This is a genomic window from Streptomyces sp. NBC_01474 (genome assembly GCF_035918215.1).
GTDB lineage: Bacteria > Actinomycetota > Actinomycetes > Streptomycetales > Streptomycetaceae > Streptomyces > Streptomyces aureus.
The window spans coordinates 6205763-6231182 of sequence record NZ_CP109449.1 but is presented as its reverse complement, the minus strand read 5'-3'; the positions used below and the strand labels follow the sequence as shown (position 1 = coordinate 6231182).

Annotated in this window: 22 protein-coding genes; 9 read left to right on the top strand and 13 right to left on the bottom strand. The window is 70.6% G+C overall.

Going from position 1 to position 25420, the window contains the following annotated elements; all coding sequences use genetic code 11:
* Window positions 1–10 precede the first annotated feature (10 nt).
* The 4 genes from OG758_RS28575 (at window position 11) to OG758_RS28560 (ending at window position 4836) form a co-directional block, all read left to right on the top strand.
* Complete coding sequence (locus tag OG758_RS28575) at window positions 11–1648, top strand: penicillin-binding transpeptidase domain-containing protein (protein ID WP_326712576.1); 1638 nt, start codon at window positions 11–13, stop codon at window positions 1646–1648.
* Between the two features lie 92 nt (window positions 1649–1740).
* Complete coding sequence (locus OG758_RS28570) at window positions 1741–3405, top strand: penicillin-binding transpeptidase domain-containing protein (protein WP_326712575.1); 1665 nt, start codon at window positions 1741–1743, stop codon at window positions 3403–3405.
* A 55-nt stretch (window positions 3406–3460) separates the two neighbouring features.
* Window positions 3461–3985, top strand: a complete 525-nt coding sequence (locus tag OG758_RS28565) for a YbaK/EbsC family protein (protein ID WP_326712574.1) — start codon at window positions 3461–3463, stop codon at window positions 3983–3985.
* Window positions 3982–4836 carry a DMT family transporter gene (locus OG758_RS28560; RefSeq protein WP_326712573.1) on the top strand — a complete coding sequence of 285 codons (855 nt, stop codon included), beginning with the start codon at window positions 3982–3984 and terminating at the stop codon, window positions 4834–4836. Before OG758_RS28565 ends, OG758_RS28560 begins: the two co-directional genes overlap by 4 nt.
* A 139-nt stretch (window positions 4837–4975) precedes the next feature.
* Here the strand turns inward: OG758_RS28560 and OG758_RS28555 are convergent, their stop codons facing one another.
* The 4 genes from OG758_RS28555 to OG758_RS28540 are packed head-to-tail and all read right to left on the bottom strand — an operon-like array spanning window position 4976 to window position 8765.
* Window positions 4976–6133, bottom strand: coding sequence for a serine hydrolase domain-containing protein (locus OG758_RS28555; RefSeq protein ID WP_326712572.1), 1158 nt, complete (start codon window positions 6131–6133; stop codon window positions 4976–4978).
* 52 nt (window positions 6134–6185) lie between these two features.
* Window positions 6186–6962, bottom strand: coding sequence for an energy-coupling factor ABC transporter ATP-binding protein (locus tag OG758_RS28550; protein WP_326712571.1), 777 nt, complete (start codon window positions 6960–6962; stop codon window positions 6186–6188).
* Window positions 6950–7711 (bottom strand): cobalt ECF transporter T component CbiQ, encoded by a 762-nt coding sequence (gene cbiQ, locus OG758_RS28545; RefSeq protein ID WP_326712570.1) that lies wholly within the window; start codon window positions 7709–7711, stop codon window positions 6950–6952. Before cbiQ ends, OG758_RS28550 begins: the two co-directional genes overlap by 13 nt.
* A gap of 1 nt (window position 7712) precedes the next feature.
* On the bottom strand, window positions 7713–8765 hold the full coding sequence (locus OG758_RS28540) for an energy-coupling factor ABC transporter permease (protein ID WP_326712569.1): 1053 nt from the start codon (window positions 8763–8765) through the stop codon (window positions 7713–7715).
* Window positions 8766–8957: 192 nt separating this feature from the next.
* Between OG758_RS28540 and OG758_RS28535 the strand changes: the two genes are divergently transcribed.
* A complete protein-coding gene (locus tag OG758_RS28535; protein WP_266563242.1) occupies window positions 8958–9287 on the top strand; it encodes an SsgA family sporulation/cell division regulator in 330 nt (109 codons plus the stop codon).
* Between the two features lie 35 nt (window positions 9288–9322).
* Here the strand turns inward: OG758_RS28535 and OG758_RS28530 are convergent, their stop codons facing one another.
* Both OG758_RS28530 and OG758_RS28525 read right to left on the bottom strand, forming a co-directional pair.
* Complete coding sequence (locus OG758_RS28530) at window positions 9323–11533, bottom strand: MMPL family transporter (protein WP_326712568.1); 2211 nt, start codon at window positions 11531–11533, stop codon at window positions 9323–9325.
* A 105-nt stretch (window positions 11534–11638) separates the two neighbouring features.
* A complete protein-coding gene (locus OG758_RS28525) occupies window positions 11639–12229 on the bottom strand; it encodes a TetR/AcrR family transcriptional regulator (protein ID WP_227295224.1) in 591 nt (196 codons plus the stop codon).
* 176 nt (window positions 12230–12405) lie between these two features.
* Here OG758_RS28525 and OG758_RS28520 point away from each other — a divergent pair, with 176 nt between their 5' ends.
* Window positions 12406–15681 (top strand): S41 family peptidase, encoded by a 3276-nt coding sequence (locus tag OG758_RS28520; RefSeq protein WP_326712567.1) that lies wholly within the window; start codon window positions 12406–12408, stop codon window positions 15679–15681.
* 172 nt (window positions 15682–15853) lie between these two features.
* On the opposite strand, the gene OG758_RS28515 is transcribed toward OG758_RS28520, so the two are convergent.
* The 4 genes from OG758_RS28515 to OG758_RS28500 all read right to left on the bottom strand — a co-directional run bounded on the left by OG758_RS28515 (window position 15854) and on the right by OG758_RS28500 (window position 19577).
* Window positions 15854–16066 (bottom strand): hypothetical protein, encoded by a 213-nt coding sequence (locus OG758_RS28515; protein ID WP_326712566.1) that lies wholly within the window; start codon window positions 16064–16066, stop codon window positions 15854–15856.
* Window positions 16067–16201: 135 nt separating this feature from the next.
* Entirely contained in the window at window positions 16202–17077 is an 876-nt protein-coding gene (locus tag OG758_RS28510) for an SDR family oxidoreductase (RefSeq protein WP_266563232.1), read from the bottom strand.
* Window positions 17074–18027, bottom strand: coding sequence for an alpha/beta fold hydrolase (locus OG758_RS28505; protein ID WP_326712565.1), 954 nt, complete (start codon window positions 18025–18027; stop codon window positions 17074–17076). The genes OG758_RS28510 and OG758_RS28505 overlap by 4 nt, the downstream gene beginning before the upstream one ends.
* Window positions 18024–19577 carry a flavin-containing monooxygenase gene (locus OG758_RS28500; RefSeq protein WP_326712564.1) on the bottom strand — a complete coding sequence of 518 codons (1554 nt, stop codon included), beginning with the start codon at window positions 19575–19577 and terminating at the stop codon, window positions 18024–18026. The genes OG758_RS28505 and OG758_RS28500 overlap by 4 nt, the downstream gene beginning before the upstream one ends.
* Window positions 19578–19788: 211 nt before the next feature.
* Between OG758_RS28500 and OG758_RS28495 the strand changes: the two genes are divergently transcribed.
* Window positions 19789–20415 carry a MerR family transcriptional regulator gene (locus OG758_RS28495; protein WP_326716062.1) on the top strand — a complete coding sequence of 209 codons (627 nt, stop codon included), beginning with the start codon at window positions 19789–19791 and terminating at the stop codon, window positions 20413–20415.
* 13 nt (window positions 20416–20428) lie between these two features.
* Here OG758_RS28495 and OG758_RS28490 read toward each other — a convergent pair whose 3' ends face one another.
* Both OG758_RS28490 and OG758_RS28485 read right to left on the bottom strand, forming a co-directional pair.
* On the bottom strand, window positions 20429–21439 hold the full coding sequence (locus tag OG758_RS28490) for a DUF6528 family protein (RefSeq protein ID WP_326712563.1): 1011 nt from the start codon (window positions 21437–21439) through the stop codon (window positions 20429–20431).
* Between the two features lie 136 nt (window positions 21440–21575).
* Window positions 21576–22397 (bottom strand): exodeoxyribonuclease III, encoded by an 822-nt coding sequence (locus tag OG758_RS28485; RefSeq protein WP_227300393.1) that lies wholly within the window; start codon window positions 22395–22397, stop codon window positions 21576–21578.
* A 46-nt stretch (window positions 22398–22443) separates the two neighbouring features.
* Between OG758_RS28485 and OG758_RS28480 the strand changes: the two genes are divergently transcribed.
* A complete protein-coding gene (locus tag OG758_RS28480; protein ID WP_326712562.1) occupies window positions 22444–22941 on the top strand; it encodes a GNAT family N-acetyltransferase in 498 nt (165 codons plus the stop codon).
* 206 nt (window positions 22942–23147) lie between these two features.
* Here OG758_RS28480 and OG758_RS28475 read toward each other — a convergent pair whose 3' ends face one another.
* Entirely contained in the window at window positions 23148–23378 is a 231-nt protein-coding gene (locus OG758_RS28475; protein ID WP_326712561.1) for a hypothetical protein, read from the bottom strand.
* 1102 nt (window positions 23379–24480) lie between these two features.
* On the opposite strand from OG758_RS28475, the gene OG758_RS28470 reads away from it, so the two are divergent.
* A complete protein-coding gene (locus tag OG758_RS28470; protein ID WP_326712560.1) occupies window positions 24481–25149 on the top strand; it encodes a hypothetical protein in 669 nt (222 codons plus the stop codon).
* Window positions 25150–25420 lie beyond the last annotated feature (271 nt).

Here is a 25420-nt window from a genome sequence, read left to right as displayed (position 1 = left end):
GGGACGCAGCATGCGCAAGGGGGCCAAGGCGGCTGTGATCGGCGGGGTGTTCGCCATCATGGTCGGGGGCGCGGGATACGGCGCGTACAACGTGGTGACGGCCGTGACCGGTTCGGGCGGATCGAGTACGGCGGGGGCACCCTCGCCCCGCAGGACCGGGCCGCCGACGGCGGACGAGATCAAGGACGTGTCGCAGAAGTTCCTCGCGGCGTGGGCGAAGTCCGACCCGGACTCCGCGTCGCACTACACGAACAACGCGGAGGCGGCGCTCTCGGCGCTGACCGGCTGGCACGACGACGCGCACATCACGCAGACCACACTGACGGCGGGAGCGCCTTCGGGGGCCGAGGTGCCGTTCAAGGTGAAGGCCACGGTGTCGTTCGAGGGGAAGAAGAAGACCCTCTCGTACGACTCGTCGCTGAAGGTCGTGCGGGGGCTCAACACCGGCCGGGCGCTGGTCGACTGGCAGGCTGCCGTCGTGCATCCGGACATGCGCAGGGGCGACACCCTCGTCACGGGTGAGGCCTCGGCGCCGCCCATCGAGGCCGTGGACCGCTCGGGCGCCGTCCTGACGAAGGAGAAGTACCCCTCGCTCGGGCCGATCCTGGACCAGCTGCGCGAGAAGTACGGCGACACGGCCGGCGGCCGCGCGGGTGTGGAGACGTACATCCAGCGCGAGAGCGAGGACGCCGGCACCAAGACGCTGCTCACGCTGGTGAAGGGCAAGGCCGGCGCGCTGCGCACGACGCTCAGCGCCACCGCGCAGGCGGCGGCCGAGCGGGCCGTGAAGAGCTTCGACGAGTCGTCCGTGGTGGCCGTGCAGCCGAGCACGGGTCAGGTCCTCGCGGTCGCCAACCACCGCCAGGACGGCTTCAACGCCGCCTTCCAGGGCGAGCAGGCCCCCGGCTCCACGATGAAGGTCATCACCGCGGCGATGCTCATCGACAACGGTGTCGCCTCGGTCAACAGCCCCGCGCCCTGCACGGACACCGCGACCTGGCAGAGCCAGACCTTCCACAACCTGCCGGGCATGAAGGCCAACGAGGGCGCCAACCTCGCGGACAGTTTCGCCCGCTCCTGCAACACCGCGTTCGTGAAGCTCATCGACGAGAAGCCGCTGACGGACGAGTCGTTGACGCGCGAGGCGCAGGACCGTTTCGGTCTCGGCCAGGACAACTGGAAGACCGGCATCGCGTCGGCGGACGGCAAGATCCCGCCGTCCGGCGGCCCCGACCGCGCGGCCAACGCCATCGGGCAGGGCCAGATCCAGATGAACCCGCTGAACATGGCGTCCGTCACGGCGACCGCGAAGACGGGTGTCTTCCGGCAGCCGGTGATCGTGCCGCGCTCCCTCGACGACCGGGAACTCGCCACCGCCCGCGGCCTCGCGCCCAGCACTGCCGCGCAGCTGCGGCAGATGATGTACCGCACCGCGACGCTCGGCACCGCCGCGCAGGTCATGGCGGGTCTCGGCCCCGACATCGGCGCCAAGACCGGCTCGGCGGAGGTCACCGGACAGACCAAGTCGAACAGCTGGTTCACCGGCTACCGCGGGGACGTCGCGGCGGCCGCTGTCACCGAGGAGGGCGGCCACGGCGGCGACGCCGCGGGCCCGATCGTGGCGGCGGTGCTACGGGCGGGTAGCTGAGCCGCCGTAGGGGGCACCTGGCAAGACGCCTTAGTCTGAGCCGTCCGCGAGGAACCCAGTGGACCGGGCAGACAGGCAACGACGGAGGACCGGTGGGCAGCAGAGGCAGGCAACCCGAGCGCAAGAAGGCGAACGCGGCCGTGATCGGTGGCGTGGTCGCCGTCGTGGTGCTCGGCGCCGGGGTCAGCGCCTACGCCCTCTTCAGTGGCGACTCGGACTCATCGACCGCCGCCGACGACAAGCCCCACGTCAAGACGGGCCCCGTCACCCCGGCCGAGGTCCGCACCGCGGCCGACCGGTTCCTGACGGCGTGGGCCGCGGGCGACACCGCGAAGGCGGCGGCCGCCACGGACGACGCCACCGCGGCGACGGCCGCCCTCACCTCGTACCGCAAGGACGCCCATCTGTCCGGGGTGAAGCTGACGCCGGGGAAGCGTGCCGGGGCCAGGATGCCGTTCGCGGTGTCGGCGAACGTCTCGTACGGGGGAACGTCGAAGCCGTTCGCCTACGGCTCCGAACTGACCGTCGTACGGCGGGTCAAGGACGGCAAGCCGCTCGTCGAGTGGCAGGCGTCCGTCGTGCACCCGGACCTCAAGGACGGTGACCGGCTCGTCACGGGCGCGGCCGGCGACCCCCCGATCAAGGCGACGGACCGCTCGGGGAACGAGCTGACCGCGGCCAAGTACCCCTCGCTCGGCACCGTGATCGACGGGCTGCGCGAGAAGTACGGCAAGAAGGCCGGCGGCACGGCGGGCATCGAGCTGCGCGTCGTCCACAAGGACAGCGGCAAGAAGAGCGAGCACACGCCCGACAAGACGCTCGTCACCCTCTCCAAGGGCACGCCCGGCACCCTGCGCACGACGATCAGCCCGACGTCCCAGGCCGTCGCCGAACGCGAGGTCGCCAAGCGGGAGAAGGCCGCGGTCGTCACCATCAAGCCGTCGACCGGGGAGATCCTCGCGGTCGCCAACTCCCGCCCCGAAGGCTTCAACACGGCCTTCCAGGGCTCCCTCGCGCCCGGTTCCACGATGAAGATCGTGACGTCGTCCATGCTCCTGGAGAAGAACCTCGCGGGCGTCGACAAGAAGCACCCGTGCCCCAAGTACGTGACGTACGGCGGCTGGAAGTTCCAGAACGACGACAAGTTCGAGATCAAGGACGGCACCTTCCGCGCCAGTTTCGCGCGCTCCTGCAACACGGCCTTCATCAGCCAGGCCAAGAAGCTGGACGACGGCGATCTGACGAAGCAGGCCCAGGAGGTCTTCGGGCTCGGCCGCGACAACTGGTCGATCGGCGTGCCCAGCTTCGACGGCGCGGTCCCGGTGCAGTCGCAGGCGCAGATGGCGGCCTCGCTGATCGGTCAGGGCGGGGTGCGGATGAATCCGCTCAACATGGCGTCGGTCGTCGCCACCGCCGAGACGGGCGAGTTCAAGCAGCCCTACCTCGTCTCGCCCGACGTCGACCACCGCACGCTCGCCACGGCCTCCCGCAAGCTGTCCCCGTCGACCGTGAGCGCCCTGCGCGATCTGCTGCACTACACGGCGGTCGCCGGTACGGCGGTCGAGCCGATGTCGGGGCTCGGCACCGACATGGGCGCGAAGACCGGCTCGGCGGAGGTCGACGGGCAGAAGAAGCCGAACGGCTGGTTCACGGCCTGGCGCGGCGACCTGGCCTCGGCGGCGGTCGTCCAGCAGGGCGGCCACGGCGGTGACTCGGCGGGTCCCGTGGTGCGGCAGATGCTGCTCGCCGGGGACTGACGGCGGGGCCGATACCTGGTCGCGTGGTGGGTACACCGGGCGCTACGGTGCGGCCATGAGCACCCCGGAATCCGCTGCATCCGCCGCCACGGCCGCCACGGCCGCGCACCCCCGTTTCGCCGAAGCCCTCGCCGGGCTGGGCCTGGCCGACGTGCTCCCGCTCGTCCGCCGCTTCCCAGAGGCGACCAGGACCGCGCAGGAGGCGGCGGCCGCGATCGGCTGCGAACTCAGCCAGATCTGCAAGTCGTTGATCTTCGCGGCGGACAACGTGCCGGTGCTCGTCCTGATGGACGGTTCGTCGCGGGTGGACGTGGAGCTGGTCCGGCGCGAGCTGGGCGCCGAAAAGGTCACCCGCGCCAAGGCGGACGTCGTGCGCGCGGCGACAGGGTACGCGATCGGCGGCATCCCGCCCTTCGGGCACGCCACCAGGACGCGGGTCCTCGCCGACCGTTCGCTCCTCGACCACGACACCGTGTGGGCCGCCGCCGGCACCCCGTACGCCGTGTTCCCCATGGACCCCAAGTCGCTGGTCGCACACGCCGGAGCGGCCCTCGTGGACGTGCGCGAGAGCACTCAGTGACCCCTGTGGTCGCGGCGGCCGTGCTCCTCGCGGCCGTCACGCACGCCAGCTGGAACGCGATCGCCCACCACATCACCGACAAGCTGGTCGGCTTCACGCTGATCTCGGGCGGCGGCGCGCTCATCGGGCTCGTGTGCGCGCCGTTCGTGCCTTTCCCGCACGCCGCGGCCTGGCCGTACCTGATCTTCTCCGCCCTCCTCCACGTCGCCTACTACGCCCTGCTCATGCGGTCGTTCAAGCTCGGCGACTTCGGCCAGGCGTACCCGATCGCGCGCGGCACGGCGCCGCTCGTGGTGACGGTGCTCGCGGCGGTGTTCGCGGGCGAGATCCCCGACGGCTGGCAGGCGGCGGGTGTCGCGGTCTCGTGCGCGGGCCTGACCGGGCTCGCCCTGTGGGGCATACGGGGCTCGGGGCGCAGGCCCGACTGGGCGGCCGTGGGGGCGGCCGTCGCGACGGGCGTGTCCATCGCCGCGTACACCGTGGTGGACGGCCTCGGCGTGCGCGCCTCCGGGAACTCGCTCGGCTACATCGCGTGGCTGATGATGCTCGGCTGCCTCGGCGTCCCGGTGTACGCGGCCTGGACGTGGCGCGGCGAACTGACCGCCCGCCTGCGACCGTTCGCGGCGGTCGGGCTGCTCGGCGCGGCGCTGTCCGTGTCCGCGTACGGGCTCGTCCTGTGGGCACAGACGCGCGCGGACCTCGCCCCGATCTCGGCGCTGCGCGAATCGTCGATCATCGTGGGCGCGGCGATCGGGACGGTGTTCTTCAAGGAGCGGTTCGGTACGCCGCGCATGGTGGCGGCGGGGCTGATGGTGGCGGGGATCGGGCTGATGCTGCACACCGCCGGCTGAGCGGGGACGTTACTGGAGCTGCGCGCGGAATCCCAGGTTCGCCGAGGTCAGGCCGCCGTCGACCGGGAGTGTGACCCTGTACCCCTCGAAGCGCCTCATGCGCCGACGCTACCCGGCGCCGGCCCGGGCGACACGGGGGCTATGCGGCGAGAGAGGAGCGCACGGCCCGCACCAGCGCCTGGGCGCGCGGGTCGGCGGTGACGCCCTTCTGCTGACCGTTCGTGACGTATCCGAAGGCGATCCCGGACTCGGGGTCCGCGAAGCCGAGCGCGCCACCCCGGCCGGGGTGGCCGAAGGAGCCGGGGCCGAGGAGAGGGGAGGCGACGCCGTGGAGCATGTAGCCGAGTCCGAAGCGGGTCGGGACGACGAGGACGCGGTCGGCGCCCGAGGACGCCTCGGCGCGGGCCGCCTCCACGGTGGCGGGCGTGAACAGGCGGGCGCCGCCGTCCACTTCGCCGATCAGGGACGCGTAGAAGCGGGAGAGTCCCTCCGCCGTGGCGACGCCGTTCGAGGCGGGCAGCTCTGCCGCGCGGTAGGCCGGGTCGTTCTCGTCGGGCGCGGGGTGGATGGCGCCGAAGGCGCGGCGGGTCAGGGAGTCGGGGTCGGTGTACGCGTCGGCGACGTTCCTCTTGGGGCGGGTGCGCAGGCCGCCGGGCGCGGCCGGCGGTTCGACGGGTCCGACGAGACCGGCCCGGTGCGCCTCGGCATCGGGCAGCCCGACCCAGAGGTCGGCGCCGACGGGGGCGGCTATGCGCTCGGCGATCCAGGCGCCGACGGTGCGGCCGGTGACGCGGCGCACGAGCTCGCCGGTGAGCCAGCTGTAGGTCTGCGCGTGGTAGCCGTGGTCGGTGCCGGGTTCCCAGGCGGGGGCCTGGGCGGCGACGGCCGCGGCGCCGGTGTCGGGGTCGGCGGCCTCGGCCGGGGTCAGCGGGCGGTCGAGCGCGGGAACGCCGGCGCGGTGCGCGAGGACGTCGCGGACGCGGACGTGCTCCTTGCCGTGCTCCTTGAACTCGGGCCAGTAGGCGCCGACCGGCGCGTCCAGGTCGAGCTCTCCTCGCTGGTGCAGGAGGAGCAGCGCGGCGGCGGCCACGCCCTTCGTGGCGGAACGCATGATCTGGGCGGTGCCGCGCTCCCAGGGGGCGCCGCCGCTCACGTCGCGGGTGCCGGCCCACAGGTCCACGACCTTGTGCCCGTCGCGGTGGACGACCACGGCCGCGCCGCGCTCGCCGAGCGCCTCGAAGTTGTGGGCGAAAGCTTCCCTGACCGCTTCGAACCCGGTGGCCACTGTGCCGTTCATGTCACTCACCTTGCGTGCAACAGCCATGGATCGTTGGGGATTCCTCGGCCGCTCAGACCTTCACGGACTTCGGGTCGAAGCCGAAGGGGAGCTCCAGGCGGTGTGCGCGCATGAGGTCCTCGTCGGCGAGGAGGTCGCCGGTCGTCCCGTCGGCCGCGATCACGCCCTCGCTGAGGATCACCGAGCGCGGGCAGAGTTCGAGCGCGTACGGCAGATCGTGCGTGACCATCAGGACGGTGACGTCCAACGACCGCAGGATGTCGGCGAGTTCGCGGCGCGAGGCCGGGTCGAGGTTCGACGACGGCTCGTCCAGGACGAGGATCTCGGGCTCCATGACGAGGACGGTGGCGACCGCGACGCGGCGGCGCTGCCCGAAGGAGAGGTGGTGCGGCGGCCGGTCGGCGAAGTCGGCCATGCCGACCTGGGCCAGGGCCTTGTGCACGCGGGCCTCGAGTTCGGGCCCCTTCACCCCGGCCGCGGCGGGCCCGAAGGCCACGTCCTCGCGGACGGTCGGCATGAAGAGCTGGTCATCGGGGTCCTGGAAGACGATGCCGACCTTGCGCCGGATCTCGGCCATGTGCCGCTTGCCGACGGGCAGACCTGCGACGGTCACGGTGCCGGCGCCGCCGGTGAGGATGCCGTTGAGATGCAGTACGAGGGTCGTCTTGCCCGCGCCGTTGGGCCCGAGCAGGGCGACGCGCTCACCGCGGCCGATGGTCAGGTCGACGCCGAAGAGGGCCTGGTGACCATCGGGGTAGGCGTAGGCGAGGCCGCTGACCTCGAGCGAGGCAAGGGAGAGCGGGGCGGGGGAAACAGTCACAGCAGCCATCCCAGCAGACAGACGACAAGAGCGGCACAGGGGAGGGTGAGGGCGTACGACCATTGCGCGCGGGACGCGCTCACGTCGTCGATGACGGGCATCGATCCGGCGTACCCGCGGCTGACCATGGCCATATGCACGCGCTCACCGCGCTCGTAGGAGCGGATGAAGAGGGCGCCCGCGGACTTGGCGAGGACGCCCCAGTGCTTCACGCCGCTCGCCTCGAAGCCGCGCGACTCCCGGGCGATCTTCATGCGGCGCATCTCGTCGGTGATCACATCGCCGTAGCGGATCATGAACGACGCGATCTGGACGAGGAGCGGCGGCAGCCTGAGCCGTTGCAGGCCGAGGAGCAGCTCGCGCAGCTCGGTCGTGGAGGCGAGCAGGACGGACGCGGCGACGCCGAGGGTGCCCTTGGCGAGGACGTTCCAGGCGCCCCACAGACCGTTGACGCTGAGGGACATTCCGAGGACGTCGACGCGCTCGCCCTGCGCCACGAACGGCATGAGGACGGCGAAGGCGACGAACGGGATCTCGATGAGGAGCCGCTTGAGGAGGAAGGCGGCCGGGACCCTGGCCGCGTACGCGACGGCCGCGAGCAGGACCGCGTACAGGGCGAACGCCCACATCGCCTCGCGGGGCGTGGAGACGACCACGATCACGAAGCAGAAGACGGCGGCGAGCTTGGTGTGCGGCGGCAGGCCGTGCACGGGCGAATGCCCGTGCCGGTAGAGCTTGTGCGCGTGCCCCGCACCCATGTCAGACGGTCTCCGTGATCTGGCTCGGGGAGGTGTCCGCGGTGCGGCGCCTGCGCAGCACCCAGAAGATGCCGCTGCCCGCGACGACGGTGACGCCGACGCCGATCACGCCGGCCAGGCCGCCGGAGAGCCGGGCGTCGCCGACGTCCTTGACGCCGTACCCGGCGAGCGGGGAGCCGTCGGAGGCGTGCTTCTCGGTCTTCTTGTCGATGCCCTTGTCGTGGGCGACCTTCTCCAGGCCGTCCGGGTTGGCGGAGGCGTAGAAGGAGACGAAGCCGGCGAGGACGAGGGAGGTGACGAGGCCGGTGATCCAGACCTTGCGGTGGGAGCCGCGGGCGGCGACGGGTGCGGGCGCGGTGCCCGGGGCGTCGACGAGTTCGCCGGCCACACGGAGCTTGAGCGGCCGGTGCAGGCCGCGGGCGCCGTACACGAGGTCGGGGCGCACGGCGACGACGGCGCCGACGGTCAGCGCGGTGATGACGGCCTCGCCGATGCCGATGAGGACGTGCACGCCGACCATGGCGGTGGCGACCTTGCCGATCGAGACGTCGGTGGTGCCGCCGATCGCGTAGATCAGGGTGAAGACGACGGCCGCGGCCGGTACGGACAGGAGCGCCGCGACGAAGGAGGCGACGGTGATGGAGCGTCGCCCCCGGGGCAGCACCTTCACCAGGCCGCGGAAGACGAGGTAGGCGACGACGGTCGTGGTGATCGCCATGTCGGTGATGTTCACGCCGAGCGCGGTCAGGCCGCCGTCGGCGAAGAGCACGCCCTGCATCAGGAGCACCACGGACACACACAGGACTCCGGTATAGGGGCCGACGAGTATCGCGGCCAGCGCGCCGCCCAGGAGGTGCCCGCTGGTGCCTGCGGCGACGGGGAAGTTGAGCATCTGCACGGCGAAGATGAACGCGGCGACGAGGCCCGCGAGCGGGGCCGTGCGCTCGTCGAGTTCGCGCCGCGCGCCCCGGAGGCTGACGGCCACGGCGCCCGCGGCGACGACACCCGCGGCCGCCGAGACAGGGGCGTTGATGAATCCGTCGGGGACATGCATGAGTGAGGGCTCCGCTTCGGGGCACGCGACAGGTTTGGTGACCGTCCGATGATAGTGCCTTGTTGCGAACCGCTTGCAAGAGCGTCGTGGACACGATTAACCCCGAAGCTGCCCCTGAACGCATAGCCGCACATATGACTTATATGGGACATTAGATGACAGCACGCACAAAAAGACGACGAGGAGTCCCCGATGTCTGACGTCGAGCAGTACGCACGCGCCCGCCTCGTCAAGGACTCCCCCGACGAGGCGCCGGCCGTCCCCGCAGTCCTGAGTTACGACGGACGCGTCCACGTCACCGTCCCCGAAGAGGGCGACTGGTACTTCCCCCGCGAACTCCTGGAGCAGGGGCTGCGCGCGCCGACCACCGTGGGCGACATCCACATCTGGCCCTGCGGCCGCGTCCAGGCCGTCATGGAGTTCCACTCGCCGAAAGGGGTGGCGGTCGTGCAGTTCGAGAAGAAGGCGCTGGTGCGCTTCCTTCGCCGGACGTACACGACCGCCACCCCGGTGGCTCACTGAGAGCCCTCGAACTCCCGGTCAGGAATGGGACCCGGTCACACGCGGGCCAGTTCCCGGTCCTCCTCCGCGGGGTCGCCGCCGCCTGAGGCCGTCTTCAGGCCCTCGCCCTCGACGTCCACGTTCGGCAGGATCCGGTCGAGCCACTTCGGCAGCCACCACGCCCGCTTGCCGAGCAGCGCGAGCACGGCCGGCACGATCGTCATGCGCACCAGGAACGCGTCGAAGAAGACCGCGATCGCGAGTCCGAAGCCGATCATCTTGACCATCTGCTCGCTGGAGCCGATGAAGCCCGCGAACACGGCGATCATGATGACGGCCGCGGCCGTGACCACCCGGGCCCCGTGCCGGAACCCGGTGACGATGGCCTGCGCGGGCCGCTCCCCATGGACGTACGCCTCCCGCATGCGGGTCACGAGGAAGACCTCGTAGTCCATCGCGAGGCCGAAGACCACACCCACCATGAAGATCGGCATCATCGACATGATCGGCCCGGTCTGCTGCACGCCGAACAGCGAGCCGAGCCAGCCCCACTGGTAGACCGCGACGACGGCGCCGAGCGCGGCGACCACCGAGAGTAGGAAGCCGAGCGCCGCCTTCAGCGGGACCAGGACCGACCGGAAGACCACCATCAGGAGCAGGAACGCCAGGCCGACGACGAGCGCCAGGTACGGCACGAGCGCGTCGTTCAGCTTCTGCGACACGTCGATGTTCATGGCGGTGGTGCCGGTGACGAGGACCTCGGCGCGGGTGTCCGCCTTGATGTCCGCACCCTTGTCGCGGATCGTGTGGACGACGTCCTCGGTCTGCGTGGAGCTGGGCTTGGACGACGGCACGACGGTGATCGTCGCCGTGTCACCGGCCTGGTTGAACGCGGGCGGGGTGACTGTCTTGACGCCGTCGGTCGCCGCGATGTCCTTGGAGACGCGGGCGACCGCGTCCTTCGGGTCCTGCGAGTGCTTCACGTCGACGACCGCCACCAGCGGACCGTTGAAGCCGGGCCCGAAGCCCTCGGAGAGCAGGTCGTACGCCTTGCGCTGCGTGGTGTCCGTGGGCTGGACCCCGTCGTCGGGCAGGCCAAGCTCCAGCGAGGACACCGGCACGGCCATCACGCCGAGCCCGACCACCGCGGTGAGCAGCACGGCCACCGGCCGGCGCAGCACGAAGCTCGCCCAGCGCGTGCCCATGTTCGTCTTCGGCTCGGGCTTCTTCTCGGCGGCCAGGACCTTACGGGCCTTGCGGCCGTGGACCCGCTTGCCGGCGTAGCCGAGCAGCGCCGGGATGAGGGTGAGCGCGATGAGGACGGCGATGGCGACCGTGCCCGCGGCCGCGATGCCCATCTTCGTCAGCATCGGGATGTTGACGACGGCGAGCCCGACGAGTGCGATGACGACGGTCAGACCGGCGAAGACCACCGCGGACCCCGCGGTGCCGACGGCCCGTCCGGCCGCCTCCTCGCGGTCGCGGCCCTCGGCCAGTTCGGCGCGGAAGCGGGAGACGATGAACAGCGCGTAGTCGATGCCGACCGCGAGGCCGATCATCATGGCCAGCGTCGAGGTGGTGGTGCCCAGGTCGAGCGCGTTGGCGAGCGCGGTGATCGACGAGACGCCGATGCCGACGCCGATCAGGGCGGTGAGCAGCGGAAGCCCGGCCGCGACTAGCGAGCCGAAGGTGATCACGAGGACCACGGCGGCGATCGCCACACCGATGATCTCCGTGGCCCCGGTCTCCGGCATGGCCTGGAGCGCGTCACCGCCGACCTCGACGGTCAGCCCGGAGTCGCGCGCCTCGTCGACGGTCTTCTGGAGCGCGCCCCGGTCGGTGTCCGTCAGCTCCATCGAGGAGACCTTGTAGGAGACCGAGGAGTACGCGATCGTGCCGTCCTTGCTGACGGTCTTCGCGACGAACGGGTCGGCCGCGGCGGCGACCTCCTTCGAACCGGACTTGAGGTCCGCGACGGTCTTGGTGACCTCGGCCTTGTTGGCCGCGGACGTGATCTTCTCGCCGTCGGGCGCCTGGAAGACGACGCGCGCGGTGGCGCCGTCGGCGCTGGAGCCCGGGAAGCGCTGGTCGAGCAGGTCGAAGGCCTTCTGGGCCTCCGTGCCCGGGATGGAGAAGGAACTGGAGGCCGCCGTGGGCGCGGAGGCGGCGCCCACCCCCGCGAGGGTGAGCAGCGCCACCCAGATCAGGGCGACGAAGTGCCGCCTGCGGAAGGCGAGCTTGCCGAGTTTGTAGAGGAACGTGGCCACGAGGGCGTACTCCCGGTCAGTCGTATGGGGGCAGGGGTGATCAGCCCGACGACGTGAGCGGTCGCGTCAGGTGCTCGGGTGGGACGGGTCTTGGGTGGAGAGGGGTCAGGCGCCGAGAGCGGGGAGGACCACGGCGTCGATGTACGAGGTGACGAAGGCCTGGGTGGGCGGCTGTTCGTCGATGAGGGTCCGCGCCGTGAAGGCGCCGACGATCATATGGAGGACGTAGTCGAGTGCCGGATTGTCCGCACGGATCTCGCCCCGGTCGACGGCGCGCCCCAGCACATGCCGGAGCTCCTCCATCTCGGGCTCGATCAGCAGCTCGCGGAAAGCACGCAGGAGATCCGGGTTCTCGTGGACCGCCATGGCCAGGCCCCGCATCAGGGCGGATCCCTGGGCCATCTCGCAGTCGTCCTCACGGAGGACCAGTTCGTGGAAGTCGCCCCGCAGCGACCCGGTGTCGATCTCGCTCAGGCGCGACGGCTTCTGGTGCCGCAGCGCTTTCACGACCAGCTCGGCCTTGCTGCCCCACTGGCGGTAGAGCGTGGCCTTGCTCGACCGGGTGCGGGCGGCCACGGCGTCCATGGTCAGGGCGTCGTAACCGACCTCTCGGAGCAGTTCGAGCACGGCGCCGTACAGCTCGGCCTCGCGCTCGGGCGTGATCCGGCTGCGGCGCGTCGTCGCGGCTTCAGCCATGGGGCACTCCTGTTCCGGTCCGGACGGTGTGTACGAAACCGTTTCGTACAGAAGTACTGTACGGCCGCCCTTAACGAAACGAAACCGTTTCGTACGTGTCCTGTGCCACAAGCCACGAGAGGAAACGGGGCAGCCCACAAGTTGCCGGGGCCCGTGGAGCGGAAAAGCATGGGTGGGTGAGCGACAACGCGTACCTGCGGTTTCCCCATCTGCACGAGGACCGGCTCTGCTTCGAGACCGAGGACGACCTCTGGGTCGCCCCGCTCGACGGACGGGGCCGGGCCTGGCGGGTCACGGTGGACCGGACCAAGGTGAGCAGCCCGCGGTTCTCGCCGGACGGCCACCACATCGCGTACACGACCTGGCGCAGCCTGGACCCTGAGATCCATCTCGCGCCGGTGGACGGCGGCCCCGCCCGGCGGCTCACCTACTGGGGCAGTACGGACACCCGGGTCCGCGGCTGGACACCGCCCGACAAGGACGGGCGGACCGACATCCTCGCCGTGGCCTCGCACGGCCAGCCCTTCTCGTACTTCACCTGGGCCTACGACGTCCCCACCGACGGCTCTCCCGGCGGCAGGCTGCCCTGGGGCCCGGTCTCCGACATCGCGGTCGCCGAGTTCGACGGCGAGCGCAGGACCCTGCTCCTGACCGGCACCGCCCCGCACGATCCGGCCGCCTGGAAGCGGTACCGGGGCGGCGCCCAGGGCCGCCTGTGGCTGCACGGCGAGCAGCTCGTCGCCGACCTGGACGGGCATCTGGAGGCACCGATGTTCGTGGCGGGACGCATCGCGTTCCTCTCCGACCACCAGGGCATCGGCAATGTGTACTCCTGCCTGCCCGACGGCTCCGACCTGCGCCGCCACTCCGACCACGACGCGTTCTACGCCCGCAACGCCTCCAGCGACGGAACCCGGATCGTCTACCAGTGCGCCGGCGACCTCTGGATCATCGACGATCTCTCCGCCGGCTCCGTGCCGCGCAAGCTGGACGTGCGCCTCGGCGGCCCGCGCGTCGGGCGCCGCCCCTACCAGGTGCCGGCCGCCCTCCACGTCGACGGGCTCTCCGTCGACGAGACGGGCCGGGCCAGCGCCGTCGTCGTACGCGGCAGCCTGTACTGGCTCACCCACCGCGACGGCCCCGCCCGGACCATCGCCGACAACCCGGGCGTGCGGGTCAGGCAGCCCGAGATGCTCGGCTCCGGCGGGCAGGTTGCGTACGTCACCGACGCGGAGGGCGAGGACACGGTCGAGATCTCGTACCTCCCGCGCGCGAGCGGTGAGCGCGAGCCGCGCCGCCTCGCGTCCGGGGAGCTCGGACGGGTCCTCGAAATGGTCAGCGACCCGGACGGCGAGCGCCTCGCCATCGCGTCGGACGACGGCCGCCTCCTCCTCATCGACACGACCGAGGAGGAAGCAGAGGAAGAAGCAGGAGCAGAACAGACCGGCGGCGAGGTCACCGAGCTGATCCGGTCGATCAACGGACCCGTGCGCGACCTGGCGTTCTCGCCGGACGGCGCCTGGCTCACCTGGTCCCACCCGGGCATCGGGCGCTCCCTGCGGCAGATCAAGATGGCCCGGATCAAGGACCGGACGATCATCGACGTCACCAACGGCCGCTTCGAGGACGAGAATCCGGTCTTCACGCGCGACGGCCGCTATCTCGCCTTCCTCTCCTGGCGCGGCTTCGACCCGGTGTACGACGTGCACACCGGCGACCTGTCCTTCCCGCTCGGCTGCCGCCCGTACCTGGTGCCGCTGTCGTCGGCGACGCCCTCCCCGTTCGCCCTGTCGCCCCACGGGCGCACGGCCGCCGGCGGGCTCGACCCGACCGAGGACTCGGGGGCCGACGGGACTCCGAGCGTGGAGATCGAGGGTCTGGCGGACCGTGTCGTGCCGTTTCCCGTCTCGGCGTCCAAGTACTCGGCGCTCCATCCCGTCTCGGGCGGCGGCCTCGTGTGGCTGCGCTGGCCGATCTCCGGCGCGCTCGGCGAGACCTTCGTCAACCCGGCCGACACCTCGGGCCGACCCACCCTGGAGCACTTCAACCTCACCAAGGGCAAGAAGACCGAACTGGTCACCCACCTCGACTGGTTCGCGGTCAGCGGCGACGGGACGCGCCTGGTCGTCGTCGACGAGGGCGAGCTGCAGGCCGTCCCCTCCACGGAGGCCGGCGACAGCGACTCCACGGTCTGGATCGACCTGCGCCGCATCCTGCACGAGGTGGACCCGGCCGCCGAGTGGCGCGGCGCGTACGAGGAGGCCGGGCGCATCATCCGCGCCTACTACTGGGACCCGAAGATGTGCCACATCGACTGGGACGCGATCCTCGCCCAGTACCGGCCGCTCGTCGAACGGGTCGCGTCCCCCGACGAGTTCGCCGACCTGCTGCGCGAGGTGCTCGGCGAACTCTGCACGTCGCACGCCTACGTCTCCGCCGCCCGCCGCAACGAGGGCCCGCCCCACTACCAGCGCGCCCAGGGCCTCCTCGGCGCCAACTTCGTGCACCGCGACGAGGGCTGGCAGCTCGTCCGCGTCCTGCCCGGCGACTCGTCCGACTCCAAGGCGCGCTCCCCGCTGGCCGGCAGCGGCATCCGCGAGGGCGCCGTCCTCACGCATGTCGACGGGCGCCCGGTCGACCCGGTCGCCGGCCCCTACCCGCTGCTCGCGGGCTCGGGCGGCACGACGGTCGAGCTGACGTTCCGGCCCGCGGAGGGCGAGGGCAGCCCCCGCCGCGTCGCGGTCGTCCCCCTCATCGACGAGCGCCCGCTGCGCTACCAGGACTGGGTCGCCAAGCGCCGCGCGGTCGTACGGGAGCTGAGCGGCGGCAAGTGCGGCTACCTGCACATCCCCGACATGGGCGGCTCCGGCTGGGCGCAGTTCAACCGCGACGTGCGCATGGAGGTCTCCCGGCCCGCCCTGATCGTCGACGTACGCGGCAACGCGGGCGGCCACATCAGCGAGCTGGTCATCGAGAAGCTCACGCGCAAGATCCTCGGCTGGGACCTGACGCGCAACGCCCAGCCCGTCTCGTACGCGTCGAACGCCCCGCGCGGTCCGGTCGTCGCCCTGGCCGACGAGGCGACCTCGTCCGACGGCGACATGATCACTGCGGCGTTCAAGCTCCTCGGGCTCGGCCCGGTCGTGGGCCAGCGCACCTGGGGCGGCGTCGTCGGCATGACGGGCCGCCACAAACTCGGCGACGGCACGGTCATCACGGTCCCGATGAACGCGGCCTGGTTCCCCGAGTACGGCTGGTCGGTCGAGAACAAGGGCGTCGAACCGGACATCGAGGCCCTGCGCACCCCCTTGGACTGGGCGGAGGGCCGCCACGCCCAGCTCGACGACGCGGTCTATCTGGCCCTGGACCTCTTGGTGGCCTCCCCGGCCAAAACTCCCCCGGACTACACGAACACCCCGAACCACGCCCGCCCCGAGCTCCCGCCGCGCTGACCCGCACAGGCCCCGCCCGCGCTGACCGCACAAGCACGCCCACGCCGACCCGCACAAGCACGCCGCACAGGCCCCGCCACGCCGACCCGCGCGCGCAGCCGACCCGCACAAGTACGAGGGCCACCCGGCGTCCCGGGTGGCCCTCGTACGACTGGCTCAGCGAAGCGAAGCGTCAGGCGTCGTAGTCCTGGTCGAACCTGTCCTGCGCTTCCTGTCGCCGCCGCTCGGAGTCCTCGGACTGCGAGCCACGCTCACGCATGCTGTCCTGAGTCTGCGAAGAGCGCTCACTCGCCTCGTCCCGGCGGTCCCGGCCTTGACCGGACCGCTTCTTGGCCTGGTCGGCGAGCTGCTCAGCCTTGTCCTGGAACTGGTCCTTCATGCCCATGCGATTTCACTCCCGTTTTTGGGTGAGGGGGTCGGGCCTCGACCAGAGTTACACGCTGGGACAGAGCACGCATTTCGATCAGTAACGGACCGTGCCCGACCCCTAAAACCGCAGGTCAGAGCAGCTGAGTGACCGTCAGCCGCCCCTGACCGATTCGTCGGCGGCGCCGCCCGCCCCGACAAGCCCCGTCGAGACACTGCCCAGGCGCGGCTCGAACCGCCGCATCTCACGCTGCCCGACCGCCCCGATGACCCCGGGCAGATATCCGCGGATGCCCTGCATGCCCCGCAGCCACCACTGCGCGTACACATGGCTGGAGCGCCGCTCGATGCCCGCGACGATCCGGTCCACGGCCGGGCCCAGCGGATACGTCTTGTTCGACGGCCACGGCAGCCGCTGCCGCAGCTCGCGCATCACGTCGTCCTGGTCGGCGCCGCGCACCATGTCGGTGTCGGTCCACGACAGGTACCCGACGCCGACCCGCACGCCCTTGTAGCCGACCTCGGCGCGCAGGCTGTGCGCGTACGCCTCGACGCCCGACTTCGACGCGCAGTACGCGGTCATCATGGGCGCCGGCGTGATCGCGGCGAGCGACGCGATCTGGAGCAGATACCCGCGGCTCTCCATGAGCACCGGCAGGAACGCCCGCGCCGTGACAGCGGACCCGATCAGGTTGACCTCGATGACGCGGCGCCAGGCGACCGGGTCGGAGTCGAGGAACGGGCCGCCGTTGGCGACGCCCGCGTTCGCGACGACGATGTCGACCTTGCCGAAGCGCTGCTTGACCTCGGCGGCGACCTGCGCCATCGCCACATGGTCGGTGACGTCGGCGTGCCAGAAGTCGCTGTCGGTGTCGAGGCGTTCCGACACCGCCTTCAGCTCGTCCGGCTCCAGACCGACCAGCGCGATCCTGGCGCCGCGCGCCGCCAGCTTGCGCGCGAGCAGCTCCCCCACGCCGCGCGCGGCACCCGTGACGACCGCTACCTGTCCTTCGAGACTGACCCTGCTCATGCGGATGCCGCTCCCTTCAACTCGTCGTTCGTCTCGTCGTTCGTGACGTACCCGGCCAGTTCGCGGATGCGCTCGGTGACCAGGTCGGGCGCTTCGACGGGCGTCATGTGCCCGAGCCCGGTGAGTTCGGTGAGCCCCACGCACTCCGGCAGCGTCGCAGCCAGGCGCCGCGCGTGCACGACGGGCGTGAGCCGGTCGGCCGTACCGGCGATGACCGCTGTGGGCACCCGCAACTCGGCCACGCCCTCGTCGAGTTCGAGCTCGGCGAGGACGTGCGACCAGTGGTGGCGCACCTTCGTCGGGCAGGCGTGCACGATCCGCGCGCAGGCCTCGACCTTGTCCGGCGACGACCCCGCGCCCATGGTCGCGTAGCGCAGGACCTTCTTGCCGAGCGGCGTGACCGGCCCGAGCGGGGCCCGCGCGCCGAGCACGGCCGTCGTGATCCGGGTCCGCAGCCGCCCGGGCCTCAGCGGCAGCACGGTCGACTCGGCCACCAGGTGCGAACTGCCCGTGCTGCACAGCAGGACCGCGGCCGCGTGCTCACGGAACTTCGGCCGCCGCGACGCGGCCATCATCGTCATGCCGCCCATGGAGTGCCCGGCGAGCACGGCCTTCTCCCCCGGCGCGAGCGTCGCGCCGAGCACGGCCTCCAGGTCGTCGGCGAGCATCTCCGTCGAGTACGGGGCCTGCGCCGCGGGGCTGCGACCGTGGCCGCGCTGGTCGTACGCGACCACCCGGTGGTCAGCGGCAAGAGAACGTATCTGCGCGGCCCAGAACGCGGTCGAGCACGTCCACCCGTGGGCGAGCACCACGGTGGGCGCCGCGGCATTGTCGACGGTTCCGTGCACCTCGACGTGCAGCCGGGCGCCGTCGGCGGAGACCGCCGTCAGCTCACGCGCGGCCGCCGGCGGCGCGTAGGGTCCGCTCACCACATGCATCAGCCTGCTCATGCCGCTCCCGCCTCCACCTTGCCGCCACGGCCCTTCTTCGTACGTGCTGCGGGTACCGCTTCCGGCTTGGCCGCCGGCGCCCTGACCACCTCGTACTCGCCGAGGTCGACCCGGCGCGTGGCGGACCGGAACTCGGTCGTCGTGCCCGGCCACAGCGTGGTGTTCACGCCGCTCTCGTCGAGGTACCAGCTGCTGCAGCCGCCGGAGCTCCACACTGTGCGCTCCATCCGGTCCTGCACGCGGCGGTTCCACGCGTTCACCGCCGAGGCGCGCGGGTCGAGGGCGACGCGGCCCCCGAGCACGTCCAACTGGCGTACGTAGTCGGCCAGATAGTTCAGCTGGGACTCGATCATCAGGATCATCGAGGAGTTGCCGAGGCCGGTGTTCGGCCCGATGACGGTCATGAAGTTCGGGAACCCGGCCGCGGTCGCGCCGCGCAGCGCCTTCATGCCGTCCTTCCAGGACTCCATGAGCGTGTGCCCCTCGGCGCCCACGACCCGGTCGGCGATCGGCATGTCCGTGACGTGGAAGCCGGTGCTGAAGACGATCGCGTCGACCTCGACCTCGCTCCCGTCGGTGGCGACGAGCGTGGAGCCGCGGATCTCGCTGAGCCCGGAGGCCACGACGTCGACATTCGGCTGCGCGAGCGCCGGGTAGTAGGCGTTGGACAGCAGGATGCGCTTGCAGCCGATGCGGTAGTTCGGGGTGAGCTTGGCGCGCAGGGCCGGGTCCTTGATCGACCGGTGGATGTTGCGCTTGGCGAGCTGCTCGACCAGGCCCAGCTCGTTGGGCCGCTTCGTGAACGCCTGTACCTGGAGCTCGCGGATGCCCCACAGCAGGCCGCGGCGGGCCTGTGTGGTGAACGGCAACTGGCGGTGCAGCCAGCGCTCGGCGCCGGTGATCGCGCGGTCGGCGCGCGGCATCACCCACGGCGGGGTGCGCTGGAAGAGGGTCAGCTGCGCCACGTCCGGCTGGATGGCCGGCACGATCTGGATGGCGGAGGCGCCGGTGCCGATCACGGCGACGCGCTTGCCGCGCAGGTCGTAGTCGTGGTCCCAGCGCGCGGAGTGGAAGACCTTGCCGGGGAAGGCGTCGAGGCCCTTGATGTCCGGCACCTTCGGGTCGGACAGCGGGCCGGTCGCGGAGATGACGACGTCGGCGGTGAGCGTCCCCTGCGACGTCTCGACCTCCCACCACAACTCCTCGGTGTCCCAGCGCGCCTGCTGCACCTCGTGGTCGAAGCGGATGTGCGGGCGCAGCCGGAAGGTGTCGGCGACGCGCTCCAGGTACTCGCGGATGTGCTCCTGGCCGGAGAAGGTGCGTGGCCAGTCGGCGTTGGGCGCGAAGGAGAAGGAGTACAGGTGGGAGGGTACGTCGCACGCGCACCCCGGGTAGCTGTTGTCGCGCCAGGTGCCGCCCACGGCGCCCGCCCGCTCCAGGACCACGAAGTCGGTGATGCCTTCGCGCCGCAGCCGGACCGCGGCCCCCAGGCCGCCGAACCCGGACCCGATCACCGCCACCCGTACGTGCTCATGCTCGTGCTCAGTCATCCCGGCGCCTCCCTAGCCGCACGACCCTGCCAGTGAACACTGGCGCAATGGGGAGAGTAGAGCAGCCGCGTACTGATGGGTAGGGGGCGGGGCCACGAAAGTTACCGGCGGTACAACATAGGGTTCTCACGTGGCGAAGGAAGCGGCGAAAGCATCCGTGGAAGAAGCGGCGAAAGAGGCGGCGAAAGGCACCGGCACCCGGGAGTTCCGCATGGAGGAGCTCGCACGGGAGGCCGGCATCACCGTGCGCACCCTGCGCTTCTACCGCGAACGCAAGCTCATCCCGCCCCCGCGCCGCGAGGGCCGCATCGCCTGGTACGACGAGAGCCATCTGGCCCGCCTGCGCACCATCGCCGCCCTCCTCGAACGCGGCCACACCCTCAGCGGCATCGCCGAACTCTCCGAGGCCTTCGACCGTGGCCGCGACGTCGGCGAACTCCTCGGCCTCGGCGAACCGTCCGAGGAGACCCCTGTCCGCCTCACCCCCGAGGAACTGGCCGACTACTTCGCGGGCCAGGTCACCCCGGAAAACCTCGAAGCCGCGATGGACCTCGGCTACGTCGGCGTGGACGGCGAGGAGATCGTCCACGTCAGCCGGCGCCTGCTCGACGTGTCGGCCGCCCTGGTCCGCGAGGGCGTCCCGCTCGCCGACGTCCTCTCGGCCGCCAAACGCGTCCGCGCCCACGCGGAGGACCTGGCCGAACTCTTCACCGACCTGGTCCTCTCGCACGCCACGGAAGACGACCTCCAGCGCCTGCGCCCGCTCGCCAAGAGCGTGGTCGAGGCGGAACTGTCCCTGGCCCTGGACCGCGCCCTGGCCAAGAAACCCGGAGAGTGAGCAGCCGCGCCGCCTACCTCGGCAACCACCAACGCGCCTTGTAGATCCCGCCGTTGACGAGGGTGTACGAGCCCGGCGGCCGGTGCACGCCCACCCTCGTCGTCCACCACGTCTCACCCAGGCCGCTCTCCGGCACCGTACTGAGCGCCTGCCCGGTCCGCGGATCGTCCCCGATCGACTTCACCCCGGGCCGCACGATCTCGGCCGCACCGGCGAAGTCCTGCACGAAGGCCCCGCCCGCGATGTCGTACTGGAACACGGAAGCGCTCGTGGTCACCCACAGCCGCCCCGGGTGCCCCGCCACCGGGAACAGGTCGTGCCCGCCGGGCGACTTCCCCGGCTTGGCGACCGGCAGCCCCACCGACGACAGCCGCGTCAGCGCGGGCCGCACCCGACTGCCACCCACCCGGTACACGACCAGCTCGTCGTCGCCCAGCGCCCACAGCACCTCACGCCGGGCGTCCCAGTGCAGCCCGTGCGCACCCTTCAGCGCCACCTCGGCGAACCGCTGGGCGTGCGGGCCGAGCGACGCGGCGTAGAGCCTGACGAGCGCCCCCGTACTGCACGCGACGGCCACGTTCCCGTCCGGCAGGATCTCGATGCTGTGGGGGTTGAGGAGATCGTCGCCGGGCCCGAGCGTCGCACCCCAGTACCGCCGCCCCGACGGATACGAGACGACGGCCGCGAACCCGAAGGACGCCGCGGTCAGCAGATACGTCCGCCCGCGATGAACCCGGACCTTCGCCTCGGCGGGGTACACCCAGCTCTCGTCCGGCACGAGATCCCGATAGCGCGGGTCCCCGACGGGCGAGAACTGCCACCGCACACAGGACGGATCGACCGCCGGATCCCAGACGGTCCGCCCCGGATCGAGCACGAGGATCCGCTTGCTCGCCTGCTCGGTGACCATGACCGCGGGTGCCCCCGAGGCCACCGCGCGAGCCGCCCCCGGCGCCACCACAGCCGCAACCCCGGCCCCGGCGGCCCCGAGCAGCACACGACGCCTGGAAGGAAGAACGGACATGAAGTCCCCCCGCAACGTTGCCAGTTGACCACTCGGACCACTCGTCACGCACACGCCGAAATCTGCCACGCCGCTCGGACGCGGGGACAGCCCTCTACCGGACTTTGTGGCGCGGGCCTGCTCGCGCCTCAGAGGCCTACTCGTAGACGACGGTCACCGGCGCGTGGTCCGACCACCGCTCGTCATGCGTGGCGGCCCGCTCGACGAACCCCTTGACCGCCCGCCCGGCGAGCCCCGGCGTCGAAAGGTGGTAGTCGATCCTCCACCCTGAATCATTGTCGAAAGCCCGCCCCCGGTACGACCACCACGAGTACGGGCCCTCCTCGTCGGGGTGCAGGGAGCGCACCACGTCGACGTAGCCGCCGTCTGCCTCGTCGAGGACCTGCCCGAGCCAGTCACGCTCCTCGGGGAGGAAGCCGGAGTTCTTCTTGTTGGACTTCCAGTTCTTGAGGTCGGCCTCGCGGTGGGCGATGTTCCAGTCGCCGCACACGAGCACCTCGCGACCCTCGGCGGCGGCCCGCTCGCGCAGGCCCTTCAGATAGGCCAGGAACTCGCCCATGAAGCGGATCTTCTCGTCCTGACGCTCGGTCCCGACCTCGCCGGAGGGCAGATAGAGGCTGGCGACGACGACGCCGGGGAGGTCCACCTCCACGTACCGCCCGCTCCCGTCGAACTCCTCGGACCCGAAGCCGATCTGTACGCGCTCCGGCTCACGGCGTGTGTAGAGCGACACACCGGCCCGCCCCTTCGCGCCGGCGGGGGCGTGCACGACGTGCCACCCCTCGGGCTCGCGCACCTCGTCGGGCAGCTGCTGGGGCTCCGCCCGCACCTCCTGGAGGCACAGGACATCCGCGGAGGTCCCGGCCAGCCACTCCACGAAGCCCTTCTTGGCGGCGGCCCGCAGTCCGTTCACGTTGACACTCGTCACAGTCAGCACCGGGGCACCATACCGGCACACTTGAAAGGACAGCCGCATTCACCAGCATAGAGATACGATACTCAGCATGACTATTCAGCCCATGGCGCCCACCCTCCAGCGCGTCTCCTTCGGGCACCCCGACGCGATCAAGCTGAACGACCGCGTCCAGCTCGAATACGCCGAGCGCTACGGCGACGACGGCGACGTCACCCCGCTCGACCCGACGATGTTCGACGCCCCGCGCGGCCTCTACCTGATCGCGTACGACGACGGGGGCACCCCGCTCGCCACCGGCGGCTGGCGCACCCAGGAGCAGAACGACGAGGGATATTCGGACGGCGACGCCGAGCTGAAGAGGATGTACGTCACACCCGAGGCCCGGGGGCTGGGTCTGGCCCGGCGCATACTCGCGGCCCTGGAGGACGACGCCCGCGCCGCCGGCCGTTCCCGCATGGTCCTGGAGACGGGCCTCAAGCAGCCGGAGGCCATCGCTCTCTACGCGTCGAGCGGCTACACGCCCTGCAACAAGTTCGGCCACTACCGCTTCGAGGAACTGAGCCGCTGCTTCGCCAAGGCCCTGTGACGCGCGCGACATCACGGAAAGGGCGCCACGGGGGAGGGAGCGAGCAGGCAAGGCAAGAGCCCCACCGGACGAATCCGGTGGGGCTCTTAATTGCGGTGGGCCGTTCGCGGGTGGGGCTGACCTGCACCTACGGAGGCTCCGTTCTGACCTTTCCCAACCACTCGGAGATCATTTCCCGACCATGTGTACGGCACACCTACAGAGGTCTACACGCTCGTCGGCGCGGCAGCGCCCAGGATTTGCAGAGCCTGCGGATGGCCCTGTTCGGCGAGGGCACGTACCACCTTGCCCACCGCTGCGTCGGTGACCTCGTGTTCCCAGATCCGTATGGGCACCAACCCCATCCGGACGAGGCGGGTGGCCGTATCGGTGTCCCGTCGAACGTTGCCCTCGAACTTTTCGCGCCACCACTCCGCATTGTGCACCGGCACGTGCATGTGCTGCGGGCAGGCATGCCAGAAGCACCCCCTGCACGAACACCACGGTGCGCCACCACGAACGTCAGGTCCGAACGTCGACGACGCATGCCCGGAAGCGGCAGGTCAACGCGATAGCGGAAGCCCAGCGCATGCAACGCCCGTCTCAGCGCCATCTCCAGAGCGGTGTTCCGGCTGCTCTGCGCCAACATCACACGCCGTACGTTGGCGCCCTTCGGCTCAGGAACTCCGGATCGGCACACTCCATCTCCCATATGGGCACCAACTCCAGCACCGCGGAGTTCGTCACCATCCCTGACGGTAGTGCGCGCGGGCCTCACTGGAACATCGGCAACAGCACACCAGTTTGTGACCACGGGCTGGGCCGGAGCGCGGAGACACACTGGCTACAACGCGCTGTGCTGGACCACACCCGGGCAGCCTCAATCCGTACGGGTCGGCTGAACCGACGCACCGCCGGACCCGGATCACGGTAGCGAGGGCACCACGAACTCGGGTCCCATTGCGGCAGATTACTGGGCAAGGACCGTATCTACGCACGGAAGATGCGTAAGAATGGCGGCCCGCGATCACGATTCGTTGAACGGTATTGGGGGCGGAGCGTGGGAGGGGATTTCGCGACGGACCGGGTGGGTCGATGCTTCCCTGCCGTTGACCGCAGGGAGTCGATCGTCGTGTGCGGTTCCAAGCGCCCCTCGGGCGACTCGAGGTTCCATGCCTGAGTCCGTGGCGGCCCAACCGGCGGCAGAGCCCGCTGCCAGAGCGGTGAGGGCCCGGCATGGAGCAGTTCGCGCCTGGACGTCGCCGCGGGCCGCTATCCGCTTTCGGTGGAGCGGCACGTGATGCGCATGGTCGATCGGTTGGTGGATGGCAGGTCGAAGACTGCCGCGGGGCAGTGTGCCCTGTTGGAGCGGCGCAACGCTCTTCGGCTATGCGGCGATGGATCAGCCGCGGCCATTCCTCGCCTGGCCCACCGCGAGACCGAACTCGTGAAAGTCAGGCTCGGGGATAGGCCGCACATGTCACTGGATTTCTGCACACAAGGCTGTGCGCAGTGCAAGTTGTCCTCTTCGTGAGGTGCAACGGATCTGGAGGGGAAATAGTGAACCACGCGGCAGACGAGCTCGAACCGTCTCGGCTCCAGAAGGCCGTCGAGATGATCGCCATCACGCCGGAGGCGGCCACTGAGCTCGTGGGCGGTTACCGTGCGACATTCGAGGCCAAGTTCAAGCGGGAGCCCAAGAGTCTGGAGGACAAGCGCCGGATCGCTTCCAAGATCATTGGCCGGTACTCCAAACTTTCGGCAGCCGCTGGAGCGGTCACCGCAGCCCCGAGCGTCATTCCGGGGGTCGGGACGGCGGTCGCAGTCTTGGGTGGCGGTGTCACTGATATCGCCGTGGTGCTCAAGCTCCAGGTCGACATGTGCATGTGCCTGGTTGAGGTGTACGAGACCGAGCTGAGCAGTGAGGACAAGAAGCACCTCGCCTTCGTGCTCGCGTTGGCGGGTTCGGCAGAACAGATGGCGGCGAAGGGCGGCAAGGCAGCGGTCCTGAAGATCGCCGAGAAGCTGGTCTACCAGTACCTGCGAGGCCCCGCCTTGATCACGATCAAGCAGTTGTTCAAGCGGATATCCATCACCTTCACCCAGAAGGCTATGGCTAAGGCGATACCAGCCGGCGTAGGTGTCGCTTTCAGTAGCTCAACCAACTACGTCCTGACGACGGTGGTGGGCAAGGTCGCCGTCGCCGTCCTGGCCAAAGATGTGAAGTAGCAACGCTGCATCGGATCCGGTACCGCCGACTCAGTTGCCAGACCGGACCAGCCCTTATCACGAACGCTTTCCACGTCCGCGTGGACCGAGCCGAGATGCTCCACCGCGAATTGCCCCGCCACTGAATCGCAGCCATCACACACGGTCAACGACCTCGTGACCGCCTATTCAGCGATCCCACCGTCCCGACGGCCTTCTCAGCCTGACGAACCCGTTAAGACCGGCACCCACCCGGCGCAACGGCCTGGCCCTCTCTTGCCCAACCCCCAAA

Bases quoted from the DNA above. Each gene is read 5' to 3' on its own strand.
- OG758_RS28575 (WP_326712576.1), top strand. From the start codon at position 11: ATGCGCAAGGGGGCCAAGGCGGCTGTGATCGGCGGGGTGTTCGCCATC.
- OG758_RS28515 (WP_326712566.1), bottom strand. From the start codon at position 16,066: ATGGGCATGAAGGACCAGTTCCAGGACAAGGCTGAGCAGCTCGCCGAC.
- OG758_RS28565 (WP_326712574.1), top strand. From the start codon at position 3,461: ATGAGCACCCCGGAATCCGCTGCATCCGCCGCCACGGCCGCCACGGCC.
- OG758_RS28525 (WP_227295224.1), bottom strand. From the start codon at position 12,229: ATGGCTGAAGCCGCGACGACGCGCCGCAGCCGGATCACGCCCGAGCGC.
- OG758_RS28535 (WP_266563242.1), top strand. From the start codon at position 8,958: ATGTCTGACGTCGAGCAGTACGCACGCGCCCGCCTCGTCAAGGACTCC.
- OG758_RS28500 (WP_326712564.1), bottom strand. From the start codon at position 19,577: ATGACTGAGCACGAGCATGAGCACGTACGGGTGGCGGTGATCGGGTCC.
- OG758_RS28495 (WP_326716062.1), top strand. From the start codon at position 19,789: ATGGAGGAGCTCGCACGGGAGGCCGGCATCACCGTGCGCACCCTGCGC.
- OG758_RS28550 (WP_326712571.1), bottom strand. From the start codon at position 6,962: ATGGCTGCTGTGACTGTTTCCCCCGCCCCGCTCTCCCTTGCCTCGCTC.
- OG758_RS28480 (WP_326712562.1), top strand. From the start codon at position 22,444: ATGACTATTCAGCCCATGGCGCCCACCCTCCAGCGCGTCTCCTTCGGG.
- cbiQ (WP_326712570.1), bottom strand. From the start codon at position 7,711: ATGGGTGCGGGGCACGCGCACAAGCTCTACCGGCACGGGCATTCGCCC.
- OG758_RS28490 (WP_326712563.1), bottom strand. From the start codon at position 21,439: ATGTCCGTTCTTCCTTCCAGGCGTCGTGTGCTGCTCGGGGCCGCCGGG.
- OG758_RS28555 (WP_326712572.1), bottom strand. From the start codon at position 6,133: ATGAACGGCACAGTGGCCACCGGGTTCGAAGCGGTCAGGGAAGCTTTC.
- OG758_RS28505 (WP_326712565.1), bottom strand. From the start codon at position 18,027: ATGAGCAGGCTGATGCATGTGGTGAGCGGACCCTACGCGCCGCCGGCG.
- OG758_RS28540 (WP_326712569.1), bottom strand. From the start codon at position 8,765: ATGCATGTCCCCGACGGATTCATCAACGCCCCTGTCTCGGCGGCCGCG.
- OG758_RS28475 (WP_326712561.1), bottom strand. From the start codon at position 23,378: ATGCACGTGCCGGTGCACAATGCGGAGTGGTGGCGCGAAAAGTTCGAG.
- OG758_RS28510 (WP_266563232.1), bottom strand. From the start codon at position 17,077: ATGAGCAGGGTCAGTCTCGAAGGACAGGTAGCGGTCGTCACGGGTGCC.